The 12,897-nt window shown below is 72.2% G+C and carries 11 protein-coding genes; 6 read left to right on the top strand and 5 right to left on the bottom strand.

Annotation, left to right across the window (positions count from 1 at the left end; genetic code table 11):
• The first annotated feature begins 254 nt into the window (after nucleotides 1–254).
• Both ACIREO_RS09705 and ACIREO_RS09700 read left to right on the top strand, forming a co-directional pair.
• Nucleotides 255–833 (top strand): RNA polymerase sigma factor, encoded by a 579-nt coding sequence (locus tag ACIREO_RS09705; protein ID WP_404107015.1) that lies wholly within the window; start codon nucleotides 255–257, stop codon nucleotides 831–833.
• Nucleotides 830–2,146: a zf-HC2 domain-containing protein gene (locus ACIREO_RS09700; RefSeq protein ID WP_404107014.1), complete on the top strand. Its 1,317-nt coding sequence runs from the start codon at nucleotides 830–832 to the stop codon at nucleotides 2,144–2,146. The genes ACIREO_RS09705 and ACIREO_RS09700 overlap by 4 nt, the downstream gene beginning before the upstream one ends.
• 9 nt (nucleotides 2,147–2,155) lie before the next feature.
• Here ACIREO_RS09700 and purU read toward each other — a convergent pair whose 3' ends face one another.
• Nucleotides 2,156–3,055 (bottom strand): formyltetrahydrofolate deformylase, encoded by a 900-nt coding sequence (purU, locus tag ACIREO_RS09695; RefSeq protein ID WP_404107012.1) that lies wholly within the window; start codon nucleotides 3,053–3,055, stop codon nucleotides 2,156–2,158.
• 28 nt (nucleotides 3,056–3,083) lie between these two features.
• Nucleotides 3,084–3,530, bottom strand: a complete 447-nt coding sequence (locus ACIREO_RS09690) for a hypothetical protein (protein WP_404107526.1) — start codon at nucleotides 3,528–3,530, stop codon at nucleotides 3,084–3,086.
• A 174-nt stretch (nucleotides 3,531–3,704) separates the two neighbouring features.
• Here ACIREO_RS09690 and ACIREO_RS09685 point away from each other — a divergent pair, with 174 nt between their 5' ends.
• On the top strand, nucleotides 3,705–4,973 hold the full coding sequence (locus ACIREO_RS09685; protein ID WP_404107525.1) for an ABC transporter substrate-binding protein: 1,269 nt from the start codon (nucleotides 3,705–3,707) through the stop codon (nucleotides 4,971–4,973).
• Nucleotides 4,974–5,049: 76 nt separating this feature from the next.
• Here ACIREO_RS09685 and ACIREO_RS09680 read toward each other — a convergent pair whose 3' ends face one another.
• A complete protein-coding gene (locus ACIREO_RS09680) occupies nucleotides 5,050–6,537 on the bottom strand; it encodes a hypothetical protein (protein WP_404107010.1) in 1,488 nt (495 codons plus the stop codon).
• A 167-nt stretch (nucleotides 6,538–6,704) separates the two neighbouring features.
• Nucleotides 6,705–8,087 (bottom strand): transcriptional regulator, encoded by a 1,383-nt coding sequence (locus tag ACIREO_RS09675; RefSeq protein WP_404107008.1) that lies wholly within the window; start codon nucleotides 8,085–8,087, stop codon nucleotides 6,705–6,707.
• Between the two features lie 255 nt (nucleotides 8,088–8,342).
• Between ACIREO_RS09675 and ACIREO_RS09670 the strand changes: the two genes are divergently transcribed.
• Genes ACIREO_RS09670 through ACIREO_RS09660 form a run of 3 tightly spaced genes read left to right on the top strand, consistent with a single transcriptional unit; the run spans nucleotide 8,343 to nucleotide 11,523 of the window.
• Nucleotides 8,343–9,020: a bifunctional DNA primase/polymerase gene (locus ACIREO_RS09670; protein WP_404107007.1), complete on the top strand. Its 678-nt coding sequence runs from the start codon at nucleotides 8,343–8,345 to the stop codon at nucleotides 9,018–9,020.
• A gap of 38 nt (nucleotides 9,021–9,058) precedes the next feature.
• On the top strand, nucleotides 9,059–9,883 hold the full coding sequence (locus tag ACIREO_RS09665) for an ABC transporter ATP-binding protein (RefSeq protein WP_404107005.1): 825 nt from the start codon (nucleotides 9,059–9,061) through the stop codon (nucleotides 9,881–9,883).
• The gene (locus ACIREO_RS09660) at nucleotides 9,880–11,523 is read left to right on the top strand and encodes a transporter (RefSeq protein ID WP_404107003.1); all 1,644 of its coding nucleotides are present in this window, start codon (nucleotides 9,880–9,882) and stop codon (nucleotides 11,521–11,523) included. Before ACIREO_RS09665 ends, ACIREO_RS09660 begins: the two co-directional genes overlap by 4 nt.
• A 32-nt stretch (nucleotides 11,524–11,555) precedes the next feature.
• On the opposite strand, the gene ACIREO_RS09655 is transcribed toward ACIREO_RS09660, so the two are convergent.
• A complete protein-coding gene (locus tag ACIREO_RS09655) occupies nucleotides 11,556–12,449 on the bottom strand; it encodes an alpha/beta fold hydrolase (protein ID WP_404107002.1) in 894 nt (297 codons plus the stop codon).
• Nucleotides 12,450–12,897 lie beyond the last annotated feature (448 nt).

Genomic DNA, 12,897 nt, shown 5'->3' with positions numbered 1-12,897 from the left:
TCCGGAAGTTTCCGTTCCTCCTCGCGGCTTCCCGCGTACCAGCCGGTGAAACACCCTTCTGCCCGCCAGCCTGGCACAGGATTCATCCAGAAATGATCGCTTCAGGATCGTTTACGCGATCAGGAAAGGGCAAGGGGTGAGGCATTCCCTATCATTCGGCGCCACTTGAGGGACGTACTTGCCGCAAAGGTACGTGCTCGGACTATGCCGCCGACTACATTCGACACGACGAGAGGCACAGGGCTGGGGGCTGGATGGCGAAGGACGCACCACCGCGCTGGGACCGCCGGATGCAGCAGCGGCTGGCGCGTGGCGAGGCGGCTGCCCTCGGTGAGCTCTACGACCGGTTCGCCGCCCTCGTGCACAGCCAGGCCCACCGCATGCTGGACGACGAGGACGCCGCGGACCAGGTGACACGCGAGGTGTTCGGCTACGTCTGGGAGAACCCCGACGCCTACGACCCCAAACACGGCTCCATGCGCTCCTGGGTGGCGAGGCTCACCCATCGCCGGTCCGTGCAGCGGCTCCGCGGCACGCGAGAGGCCGGGGGCCCCGACGCGGGCGCACGGTCCGAGGAGCTGGAGCACCAGGTGCTCAAGGCCACCGCGGCGGCCCGTGCCGACTACATCGTCGCCTCCATGCCCGCGCCTCTGCGCGCCGCCCTGGAACTCGCGTACATCCAGCGCCGGGACTACCGGCAGGCCGCCGCCGACCTCGGCGTCACCGGGGACGAGGCCAGGCGCCGGCTGCGGCTCGGCCTTCAGCTGCTCGCCACGGCGAACATCCGGCCGTCGGCGGACGCGACGCCTCCCGGATACGGGCCGACACCGTGAACGGCGACCACGGCGGCACCGGCCGCGACGGGGAGCAGCCCGTGGAACGGCGCATACCAGGGCCCAGGACGGCCGCGGACGACCGGGAGACACTCCCCCCGGTCCTGCCCTCCGGAGGCTCGGAGCCGCCGGATCCGCCCGAACCGCCGGGGCCTCCGGAACCATCGCTCGAAGCGCCCGGGCCACCGGGGCCACCGGAAGCGCCCTCCCCGCCGCTTCCCCACAAGGTGCTGAAGTCACTCCTCGGCGCCTGGGCCCTGGCGGCCTGCTCCGCCGAGGAGACCGCGGCCGTCGAGGACCACCTGACCTCGTGCGCGCCCTGCGCCGACGAGGCACTGCGGCTGCGCGACGCGGTGGGGCTGCTGCACACCGACGGCACCCTGGACCTGGACCCGATGCTCAGGTCCCGGGTGCTGGAGGGCTGTCTGGGCCGGCGCCCCGCGCGCATTCCCGTACCCGCGTGGGCCGCGCCGTACGACGCGGAGACCGCACGGCTCGACGCGCTGCTGCGGGACATCGGTGACTCGGAGTGGCACGCACCGGTGCGGCTGAAGTGGTTCGAGGGCGACCGGCAGGTGAACCGCAAGACGACGGTCGCCGGGGTGATCGGCCATCTGACGGCGGTCGACGGTCTGGTCTCCAAGGCCCTCGGCCTTGACGACCCGCTGGGCAAGGGCGACGCCCCTCTGCAACCGACCGAGCGCACCGAGGCGTACTGGACAGCCGCCCACCGGCCGCTCACCCGGACCGTACGGGAGCCCTGGCGTGACCAGAGCCACTCCCTCGTCCGCACGGTGTCGTTCGCCGGCCGCGGTGTCGCGGAGCTCTCCGTGCCGTACGGCGGCTTCGCCCTTCCGCTTCAGGACTCGCTCCTGGAGCGGGCCTTCGAGTGCTGGGTGCACGGCGGCGACATCGCGGACGCGGTGGACTACCCCTACGAGCCGCCCGCCGCCGCCCATCTCCACGGGATGATCGACCTGGCGGCCCGGCTGCTGCCCGCCACCCTGGCCGAGCGCCGCCGCACGGGGCTGGCCGCGCCCGCCCGCCACCTGGTCACCGCCGGCTCCCCCGGCCGCTCCCTCCACCTGGAGGTCGAGGGACGCGGTGGCGGCGACTGGTACATCGCGCTGGACTCACCGGCCGCCCTCGGCTCCCCCGCCCACACGGTCGCGCAGGTCGCGCTCGACGGGGTGGAGTTCTGCCGGGTCGTCGCCGGTCATGTGCCGCCGGTCGAAGCCGCTGCCGGCCAGGAGGGCGACCGCGAGGCGATCCGCGACGTCCTGTTCGCCGCGGCCTCCCTCAGCCGGCTGTGAGCACGCCCGTCACGGGAAGACGACCGTACGGCGGCCGTTGAGCAGGATGCGGCGTTCCGCGTGCCACTGCACCGCGCGGGCCAGCGCCTGGCACTCCACGTCGCGCCCGACGGCGACGAGCCGGTCCGGCGTGACGCCGTGACCCACTCGCTCGACCTCCTGCTCGATGATCGGCCCCTCGTCGAGGTCGGCCGTCACGTAGTGGGCCGTCGCGCCGATCAGCTTCACACCGCGCGCATGGGCCTGGTGGTACGGCTTGGCGCCCTTGAAGCTCGGCAGGAAGGAGTGGTGGATGTTGATGATCCGGCCGCTCAGCTGCTTGCACAGATCGTCCGAGAGCACCTGCATGTAGCGCGCCAGGACGACGAGCTCGACGTTCTCCCCACGGACGAGCTCCAGCAGCTGCGCCTCGGCCTCCGCCTTGTTCTCCCTGTTCACGGGGATGTGCCGGAAGGGGACTCCGTACGAGGCGACGAGTTCGGCGAAGTCCGTGTGGTTGGAGACGACCGCCACGATCTCGACCGGCAGCGCGCCGGTGCGCGAGCGGAACAGCAGGTCGTTGAGGCAGTGCCCGAACTTGCTGACCATCAGCACGATCCGCATCCGGTCACTCGCCCGGTGGATCTGCCACTCCATCCGGAAGGAGTCCCCGATCGCGGCGAAGCTGGCGCGCAGCTTGTCCACGGTGACCGTGGCGTCCGCCGAGAAGTGGACGCGCATGAAGAAGAGACCGGTGTCGTGGTCGCCGAACTGCTGACTGTCCTCGATGTTGCAGCCGGTCATGAAGAGATAGCTGGACACGGCGTGCACGATGCCCTGCCGGTCGGGGCAGGAGAGCGTCAGGACGTACTGCTCGGCGACGGTGTCCGAGGCAGCGGATACGGATTCGGCGGGCTGCGGCGCGGTCATTCCCGTAGGGTGCCACACCCTCCGCAGGTCACGCCGATCTGGTCATGATGCGGAGCACGTCCAGGGACCGCGGCGGAGTGTCGGGGTCCTCGCCGTCATTTGTGGCGAGCATCACATGGGCCTCGCGGGCGGCGACGACCGCTTCCTGCCAGCCCGGGTGCTCCAGGTAGGCGGAGACGGGGGCGTCGGCGCCTACCTGGTGCATGATGCGCAGCACCCGCAGGGCGGCGACGTCCACGAGGGCGGCCTCGGCGGAGTCGCGGAAGATCGTCCCCACGTACTTCTCGGCGGACCAGTTGTCGAGCCAGGTGTCCTCGACCAGGCGGTACACGGCGTCGGTCACGTCGCCGTACCCTTCCTGGCCGGCCAGCCAGCACTCGTGGTGGAAGACGGGGTCGGAGAGCATGTGCAGCGCCGAGCGCACGTTGCTGCGCCAGCGCCACCAAGGCATGTCATTGAGCGGCATGCCGCCCATGGTGGAGGAGCGACGGCCGCGACGGGAAGTGTTCTCCGAACCTTGCTGCACGGTTGCCGATCGTACGTTCCCTTCCGGCGCCCGTGTGCGGCCCCCCGTAATTCACCTCCGCGTCACCGTGTGTTGACCGGAGGGCGCCGTGGCGTTACCCGTGAGCCGGGAGGGTTCATGCCCATGACCGGATGGCGACGCCTCATCTCCCCCCGCCCCTACGGGTTCCTCACATCGGTGGCGGCCGGGGCGCTGCTGACATCCGGCTGCGGTGTCCTCCCTGGAGCCTCTGGGGGCTCCAGGGAGCCCGTCACCGTGATGACGTGGGCCCCCGACACCACCGGGGCCGACACCGTGAACATGGCGGGCATGCCGGCCATGGCGAGGACCTACGCCCGCTGGATCAACGAGAAGGGCGGGATCGACGGCCACGAGCTGCGCGTGCTCACCTGCAACGAGCAGGACACCGCGACCGGGGCCTCGAAGTGCGCCCGGCGGGCGGCCGACGAGGACGTGGCGGCGGTCGTCGGCTCGTACAGCAGGCACGGGCGGGCGTTCCTGGCTCCGCTGGAGGCGGCCGGGATCCCGTACATCGGCGGGTACGGCGCCTCGGCCGACGAGTTCACGAGCTATCTCTCCTACCCGGTCAACGGCGGCCAGCCGACGCTCCTCGCGGGCAACGGCGAGCAGCTGGCGGCCAGTTGCGAGCGGGTCTCGCTCGTGCGGCCCGACACCCTGGTCGGCGACACCATGCCCGGGCTTCTCGACACGAGCCTCAGCCGGAGCGGCCGGCCCGCGTCCTACGACATAAGCGCGGCCGAGGAGTCCACGTCGTACGAATCCGAGGCGGCCAAGGCCCTCACCCAGGCGGACGGCGGCTGTGTGACCGCGGTGCTCGGCAAGGGAACGGAGACGTTCTTCGACTCCTTCCGCCGGCTCGAACCCGAGGACGGCGAGGTGCGGATCTCGTCCGTGCTCGGCAGCGTCGGCCAAGGCCTCGTCAACCGCTCGGGCGGCCCGGACAGCCCCTTCGAGGGGGCCCTCGTCACCGGCTGGTACCCGGCGTCCGGCGACACCCGCTGGAACGAGATGCGTGAGGTGATCACGGAGTACGCCTTCGGGGACGACCGGATCGATCCCGAGGACACGGGGGTGCAGACGACCTGGATCGCGTACACCGTGCTCAAGGCGGTCGTCGAGGCGATGGACCGGCCGGACGTCACGGCGGGCGGGGTCTCCGTCAGTCTCAACCGCGGCACGGAGGTGGACACCGGTGGCTTGACCCCGGTCCTTCGCTGGCGCTTCGAGGACATGGTCGGGACGGCCTCCTACGGGCGCATCGTCAATGGGCGGGTGACGTTCCAGGTGGTCCGCAAGGGGCGTCTCGTCGCGGAGAAGAAGGACTTCGTCGATGTCACGGAGACCCTCGTGAACGCCCGGACCAGCGGCTGACACCACCCACCGGCCTCCGCCTTCCGGTGCCACCGGCCTCCGCCTTCCGGTGCACCCGGGACGGAGGCCCGACGCGTCAGAGCTGCGTGGGGGCGCGCTCGGTCAGCCCGTACTTCTGCGCGATGGTGTTCCACAACTCCGAGGCCGTGCGCTTCTGGATGGTGGCGTCGCTGCTCGACTGGCCGGCCTTGGCGGTCGCGTCGGTCGAGGCGGCCTTGCCGCCCTTGCAGACCTTCTTCCTGTTGTTCTTGGCCTGGCTCGCCCACGTGGCGTAGTGGTCGTCGGCCTCCGCCGACGCCTGCCAGGCCTTGGTCAGGGAGGCCTTCAGCTCGGCTTGGCCGGGGAGCTGGTCGACGCTCAGCGCCTCCAGCCGGGTCACGAGGTCCCGGCGCTGCGCGGCGGCACCCTTCAGATCGGTGACCGCCTGGTCGAGCGCCTTGCAGGCCTTGATCTTCTCCACGGCGCCGATCACCGCCGAGCGGCTGTTGTTGCTGTCCGCGAGCAGCTTGTCGAGCGCCACGGCCTGAGGCTCCGCGGGGTCGTCCGCCGCCTTCTCGGAGGCGTCCGCCGCGGGTGAGCTCTGCGCGGCCACCGGCTGCTTGTCGTCCGAGGGGCTCTCGTCGCCCCCGCTCAGGAGCGCGCCTGCGCCCAGCCCGATGACGGCACAGCCGACGACGACCGCGGCGATCAGCGGGATGTGCGCGGACCGCCTGCGGGGCGCGTCGCCTCCCTGGCCCGGCTCCTCCGCGCCGTTCCCCCCGTGCCCGCCGTGGAAGCCCTGGAGGCCCGGCTGAGGGGGCTGGGCACCCTGCGGCGGCTGCTGGTGGGGAGCCTGGGCACCCGGATGGGGCTGGTGCGGCTGCTGGGGCCCGTCGAAGCGGGGCATCTGCTGCGTGGCGCCCGCGGGCTCCTCGCTGCGGAAGAGGCTGTCGAACTCCGCGGGCGGCTGCCGGTCGCCCGGTGCTCCCGGCCGGATCCCGTACGGAGCGCCACCGGGGACCGGGGGTATGTACTGGGTCGCGTCGGCGTCGGACGGCTGCGCGGGCGGCAGACCCCCGGGGAGGGGGCCGCCGGGCACGGGCGCGATGTACTGCGTGGCGTCCGCGTCCCCGCCCTGCCCGAAGCCCTGCCCCGCGCCGTGTCCCGGGGCACCGGCCTCGGGCGGCAGGGGCTGGGGCTGGGGCTGGGGCTGGGCATACGGCTGCTGCTGGTGCTGCTGGTGCTGCTGGTACGAGTCCTGCCGGTACGGGTCCTGGTACTGGTCCTGCTGGGGTGCGTACGGCTGCTGCGGGGGCTGGTACTGCCCGTGCTGCGGCGGCTGGTACGCACCCTGCTGCTGCTCCGGCGGCAGCTGCCCCGGCGGCGGTCCGTCCTGGTGCGCGGCCTGCGGCCCCCAGGGCTGGCCCCACGGCTGCCCGCCCGCGGGGACGGCCTGGTCCGGCTGCCCGCCCGCCGGTCCCCCCACGCGCCAGGGGGTACCGCCCTCCGGGGGCAGCACGACACCTTCGTGGGCGTGCCGTACAGCGGGAAGCTGCGGCTCGTCACCCTGTCCGCTCTGCGTCACCGGGACTCCTACGTGTGAAACGTGTGAACCTATGGAACGTCGGCTCACGCTACCGGGTGCCCGGAGCCCGGCGCCAAGCACCCAGGAGCGCTCACCACCCCTTCACAGAGGGGTAACACCTGAGGGACCCACGGCGCTGTTCATGGTCAACTCGCCGAACACGCCGGTCAGGCGGCCTGGAGTTCCAGCCTGGCACCGAACTCCCGGACCGCCGGCTCGTCCGCGTACGGCTCGAACCGCTGCTGGAGGTCGTCGAGATATTCGGCACCCCGGCTGGAGCGCACCGTCCCCAGCAGCTCCATCGCACGCAGCCCCGTGTGGCACGCCTGCTCCACCTCACGCTGCTGCACCTGCGCGGTGGCCAGCAGCACCAGGCCGATGCCCCGGCGCCTGGTCCGGGACTCCGGGAGCGCCGCCAGCGCCTCCTTCGCCCGGCGGGCGGCCGGCTCGGCCTGTCCCAGGTCCCGGTGGCAATGGGCCAGTTCGTCGGCGAGGTAGCCCGAGTCGAAGTGGGCGATCCAGGCGGGGTCATCGCCCTTCTCCGGGTCGGCCTGCTCCAGGGCCGCCAGCGCCCGGCCCGCCGCGGCCAGGCAGGTGCGGGCGTCGCCCATCAGCGCGTGGCCCCGGGCCTCCGCGGCGTGGAACATCGCCTCCGCCCGCGGGGTCACACGGCCCCGCGCGCCTTCCTGCGCGGCCCGTGCCAGCTGGGCGATCTCGCGCGGATTGCCCAGCTGAGCCGCGAGGTGGCTCATCGACGCGGCCAGCACATAGCCCCCGTACGCCCGGTCGCCCGCGGCCTGGGCCAGACGCAGAGCCTGGATGTAGTACCGCTGGGCCAGCCCCGGCTGGCCGGTGTCGACGGCCATGTACCCGGCGAGCTCCGTGAGCCTGGCGACCGCGCCGAACAGCTCGCGGCCGACCGATTCGCGGTACGAACCCGAAAGGAGCCCGGACACCACGCTGTTGAGGTAGTGCACCAGGACGGGCCGCACATGCCCGCTGCCGAAGCGGTGGTCCAGGTCGACGAGTGCGGCCGTCATCGCCCGCACCGCCGCCACGTCCGGCATGCCGACCCTGCTCCCGGAGGTCCGCGCCACCTGCGGATCGGCCCCCGTGATCAGCCAGTCGCGGCTGGGCTCGACCAGGGCGGAGGCGGCCACCGCCGATCCGGACAGCAGGTCACGGCGGCCCACGTCGCTGCGCCAGAGCTCACAGACCTGCTCGACGGCGCCGAGCACGGTGGGCGCGAACTGCAGTCCGACGCCGGAGGCCAGGCTCTTGCCGTTGGCCATGCCGATCTCGTCGATCGTGACCGTGCGGCCGAGCTTGCGTCCGATCGCCTCGGCGATGATTCCCGGCGCCCTGCCGCGTGGTTGCTGTCCACGCAGCCAGCGGGCCACGGAGGTCTTGTCGTAGCGGAGGTCGAGCCCCCGCTCCGCCCCGACCATGTTGACCCGGCGGGCGAGGCCGGCGTTGGAACAGGACGCCTCCTGGATGAGCGTCTGGAGCCGTTCGTTCGGCTGACGGGCGACGAGAGGCCTGGCTGCCATATTTCCCCCTGGGACCGCAGTGATTCAGTGCAGAGATCACTGCCCGGAACGGCACAAGAAATGCGCATATTCATCTGTATCTGGTACGCGTCGTGGTGAGTTGGCGCAGTCCTGCACGTGATTACCCGCACACCGGTGCGTTTCCTCCCACGCGCCCCCGGCCATGCATCCGTGCGCCCCACGTGCAGGATCGATCCCTCCCGAAGGGCGTACGTGCGCCCGTAACCCCAGGTGGCGCCCGGAGTTGAGCGGAGCGTGGAAGAGCCCATCGGAGTGACGGAAGCCGCCCAGATCCCCCAACAGCGAGGTGAACAGCTGCTCGAAGCCGCCGCCTGGTACGCCCAGCAGCGGCACTGGGAGGTGTTCCCGGGCACCTGGATCGTGACCGCCGGGGGCACGGAGCGATGCTCGTGCGGTGACGCCGGATGCGCCGCCCCCGGTGCCCATCCCACCCGGCCGGACTGGGCGGGCCAGGCGACCGGAAGCGGCGCCGCGGCCCGCCGGATGTGGTCCAGGCAGCCCGGGGCGTCGGTCCTCCTGCCGGCCGGCAGGACCTTCGACGCCCTGGACGTACCGGAGTCCGCCGGCTTCCTGGCCCTCGCCAGGATGGAGCGCATGGGCATCACCCTCGGCCCGGTGACCCGCACCCCGGACCGCCGGATGCTGTTCTTCGCCCTGCCGGGCGCGGCGGCCGAGGCACCCGGGCTCGTACGGCAACTGGGCTGGGACGCCGCGACGATCGGCCTGATCGGGCGCGGCGAGGGCCACTACGTGGCCGGGCCGCCGACCCGGGTGGCCGGGCGCGGCGCCGTGCAGTGGGCCCGCCGCCCCTCCCGTGCCGATCTGTGGCTGCCCGACACGGACAAGCTGATCAGCCCGCTCGCGTACGCCTGCGCCCGTGAGACCGCCGACGCCCGGGCACGTCTTTCGTAGGGTGGTCCCCACACGCGGGGATATCGAAAGGCAGTGCCATGCCGGACCAGGCGGACAGCGCGGACGGAACGGACACGGCGGGGGTGGCTCCGACGCCACCTCCCGCTGTGCGGGTCGAGGGGCTCTGGAAGCGCTTCGGGGAACAGGTCGCGGTCGGCGGGATCGATCTCGAGCTGCCGGCCGGCAAGTTCATCGGCCTGGTGGGCCCGAACGGCGCGGGTAAGACGACCACGCTCTCGATGGTGACCGGGCTGTTGAGGCCCGACATGGGCCGGATCGAGGTCGGCGGCCACGACGTATGGCGTGACCCGGTCGAGGTGAAGTCCCGGATCGGGGTGCTGCCGGAGGGCCTGCGGCTCTTCGAGCGGCTCTCCGGGCGCGAACTCCTGGGCTACACCGGCCGTTTGCGTGGGCTTCCGGGCGCCGAGGTGGACAAGCGGGCCACCCAGCTGCTCGACGTGCTGGATCTCGCGGGAGCACAGCACAAGCTGGTCGTCGACTACTCCACCGGGATGCGCAAGAAGATCGGGCTGGCGTCCGCGCTGCTGCACAACCCCGAAGTGCTGTTCCTCGACGAGCCCTTCGAGGGCGTCGACCCGGTGTCGGCACAGACCATCCGCGGGGTGCTGGAGCGCTACACCCGCTCCGGCGCGACCGTGGTCTTCTCCAGCCATGTGATGGAGCTCGTCGAGTCGCTCTGCGACTGGGTGGCCGTCATGGCGGCCGGGCGGATCCGGGCCCACGGCACGCTGGCCGAGGTGCGCGGCGAGGCGGCCTCCCTCCAGGACGCCTTCCTGGAACTGGTCGGCGCGGGGGCCCGCGACACCGGGGCCTCCCTGGACTGGCTGGGCGGTGCCCGATGACAGTGCTGGACGCCCCCGCCGGTACCGCCGCCCCTGCCGTACCCGGCCAGGGCATCGTCCCCGTCTTCGTACGGCTCAAGCTGACACTGCTGCGCAACGGGCTGCGCCAGTCGTCCGGGCGGCGGGCCGCCTATGTCGCGTCCCTCGTCGTCACCCTGCTGTTCGCGGTGGGTCAGGTGATCGGCCTGGTCGCGCTCCGCGGCCACGCGCAGGCGGGCACCCTGGTGGTGCTGCTGACCGCGGTGGTGGCACTGGGCTGGGCGGTGATGCCGCTCTTCTTCCCGAGCGGCGACGAGACCCTGGACCCGAGCCGGCTGGTGATGCTGCCGCTGCGGCCGCGTCCCCTGATCGGGGCACTGCTGGTGGCCTCGCTGATCGGCATCGGGCCGCTCTTCACGCTCGCCCTGGCCTTCGGCTCGGTGATCGCGGTGGCGCACGGCGCGGCCGCGGTGGTGTTCGCGGTGATCGCCGTGCCGCTGACGCTGCTGGTCTGCGTGGCGCTGGCGCGGTCCGTCGCCACGGCCAACATCCGGCTGCTCACCTCGCGCAAGGGACGCGATCTCGCGGTGCTCAGCGGGCTGGTGATCGCGGTGGGCATCCAGTTCGTCAACTTCGCCGCGCAGCGTCTCGGCCGGGCGGGCGGGCTGTCCTCGCTCGAACCGGTCGCGGACGTGGTCCGCTGGCTGCCGCCGGCCTCGGCTCTCGGCGCCGTGGGGTCCGCGTCGGAGGGGTCGTACGGGATGGCGCTCGGCCAGCTGCTGCTCTCGGTGCTCGCTCTGGGCGGCCTGATGTGGCTGTGGCAGCGGAGCCTGGAGAAGCTGATGACGTCCCCCGACGGCTCCACGCTCGCCGCCGCCGAGCCGTCGGCCCGCCGGTCGGGCGCGGACCGCTCCGGGCTCTTCTCGCTGCTCCCCGAGGGGCGCACGGGCACGGTGATGGAGCGGAGTCTGCGGTACGTCGTACGCGACCCGAAGACCAAGGCGTCCTGGGTGACTGCCCTGGCGATCGGTCTGATCGTGCCGGTGCTCAACGCGGTGCAGGGGTCCGGGTCGGTCTACTTCGCGTGCTTCGCGGCCGGGATGCTCGGCATGCAGATGTACAACCAGTTCGGGCAGGACACCTCCGCCTTCTGGATGGTGGCGCTGTCGGTCTCCTCGACCCGGGACGCCTATCTCGAACTCAGGGCGCGGGCGCTGGCACTGCTGCTGATCACCCTGCCGTACACGGTTCTGGTGACGGTGGTGACGGCGGCGGTGCTCGGGGACTGGACGGCGCTTCCGGGGGTCATGGGCCTTTCGTTCGCCCTGCTGGGCGCGATGCTGGCGACGGGCGCCCTCGCGTCGGCGCTGTTCCCGTACTCGATCCCGCAGGACGGGGCGTTCAAGAACGTCGTGCCCGGTCAGGCAGGGCTCGCCTGGATCTCCATCTTCGGCGGCATGGTCACGGCCGCGGTGCTCAGCGGGCCCGTGATCGGGCTGACGATCTGGCTGCACGTGGCGGGCCATCAGGACCTGCTGTGGCTGCTACTGCCGGTGGGTGCGGTGTACGGGGCGTTCATCGGTTGGCTGGGCGTGCGGCTGGCGGCACCGCGCACGGCGGCCCGGCTCCCGGAGATCCTGGCCGCGGTCAGCAAGGGCTGAGGGCCCGGCTCACGGGGCCGGGGCGTCGGGGATCAGGGGCTGACGGCTTCGCGGTCGTCCCGGAAGCCGTCGGCGAGGCGCTCCAGGAAGGGCTCCACCGCCCTGCGCCAGCCGTCCGGCCGGTCGTAGTGGACGAGGTGGCCGGCGTCCTCCACCTCGGCGTACTGCCCGCGTGGCAGGACGCGGACCATCTCCTGCGCCTCGGCCCTGCCCAGCTCTCCCTCGATCCCGCGCAGGACCAGGGTGGGGCAGCGCACCTGCGCCAGCTCCTCCCAGTGGGCGTCGTGGACCCAGGTGGCCCGGGACGTCAGCATCTGCTCCTGGGAGAAGACGGGCCGCCAGCCGTCGGAGCTCTCGGCCATCACCTCCGCGAAGAACTCACCTCGCGAGGGGCTGGGCCGCTCCACCCAGGGGTCGTCCTCACCGAACCACTTCCGTACGTCGGCGAGGGTCGCGAAGGGGAGCGGCCAGGTGGTGAACCAGTCCGCCCATTCGCGCTGCGAGGCCGCCCCGAGTGCGGAGGCCCGCATGTCGCAGATGACCAGCGCCTTGACGAGATCGGGACGCTTGGCGGCGAGCTGCCATGCGGTGAGCGCGCCCATCGAGTGCCCGATCAGGGTGACGGGGCCGAGGTCGAGCTGCTCGATCGCGGTCTCGGCGTCCGCGACATAGGCGTCGCGGGTGTAGAAGCCGTCGGCCGGCTTCTCGCTCTGTCCGTGGCCGCGCTGGTCGAGGCCGACCGGCCGGTGCCGCTCGGAGAGCCAGCGGGCGGTGGAGGCCCAGTGCGTGGCCCGGCCCATCAGCCCGTGGAGCATTAAGACCCCGGGGGCGTGCCCAGGCTCCGCGCGCCCCTTGGGCGGATCGGCGAACTCCCAGGCCGCGAGGCGTACGCCGTCCGATCCGGTCACATCGATGCGCCGCACCATAGTTCTGGCACCCCCTTCTGGTCCTCGATCACCGTGTGTTCGTGCATGCCAGACTATCGAACTCTTATTCGAAAACTTGCTTCTGGCTCGCAACATCCCACGTTTGAGTGACAGCGGTTCAGGATTGACGGCGGCCCCCCGGGGGAGACCTTCTCCGGGAAGCGGACCACTCGGGGACAGGGGTCCGCGGGGACTGACCTCGGGAGCTCGGGGCTCCAGGTCAGCGCAGGGGAGGACCGGCCCCGGCACCCTCGGGCGCCGGGGCCGTCCCCTGTTCCGGAACAGACGGATCCGCGCTCGCCACGGGCCGCCGGGAGCGACCGGCCGGCCACCGCGGCCACGCGGCGCCCCGGCCGGGCGATTCGAACGCCTACCGGGGCGATTCGAACGCCTCGTACGCCGGTGAAGGCACCTGGAGACATGAGGGCGCCCGGCACGGAGACGCGAA

It is taken from the genome of Streptomyces sp. NPDC102441 (assembly GCF_044765585.1).
Classification (GTDB): domain Bacteria; phylum Actinomycetota; class Actinomycetes; order Streptomycetales; family Streptomycetaceae; genus Streptomyces.
The sequence above is the reverse complement of the archived record's forward strand: the minus strand, read 5'-3'. Positions and strand labels throughout refer to the sequence as shown.

Excerpts from the sequence above, each read along its gene's own strand:
- ACIREO_RS09705 (WP_404107015.1), top strand. The coding sequence starts at position 255 with ATGGCGAAGGACGCACCACCGCGCTGGGACCGCCGGATGCAGCAGCGG.
- purU (WP_404107012.1), bottom strand. The coding sequence starts at position 3,055 with ATGACCGCGCCGCAGCCCGCCGAATCCGTATCCGCTGCCTCGGACACC.
- ACIREO_RS09690 (WP_404107526.1), bottom strand. The coding sequence starts at position 3,530 with ATGGGCGGCATGCCGCTCAATGACATGCCTTGGTGGCGCTGGCGCAGC.
- ACIREO_RS09685 (WP_404107525.1), top strand. The coding sequence starts at position 3,705 with ATGACCGGATGGCGACGCCTCATCTCCCCCCGCCCCTACGGGTTCCTC.
- ACIREO_RS09675 (WP_404107008.1), bottom strand. The coding sequence starts at position 8,087 with ATGGCAGCCAGGCCTCTCGTCGCCCGTCAGCCGAACGAACGGCTCCAG.
- ACIREO_RS09665 (WP_404107005.1), top strand. The coding sequence starts at position 9,059 with ATGCCGGACCAGGCGGACAGCGCGGACGGAACGGACACGGCGGGGGTG.
- ACIREO_RS09660 (WP_404107003.1), top strand. The coding sequence starts at position 9,880 with ATGACAGTGCTGGACGCCCCCGCCGGTACCGCCGCCCCTGCCGTACCC.
- ACIREO_RS09655 (WP_404107002.1), bottom strand. The coding sequence starts at position 12,449 with ATGGTGCGGCGCATCGATGTGACCGGATCGGACGGCGTACGCCTCGCG.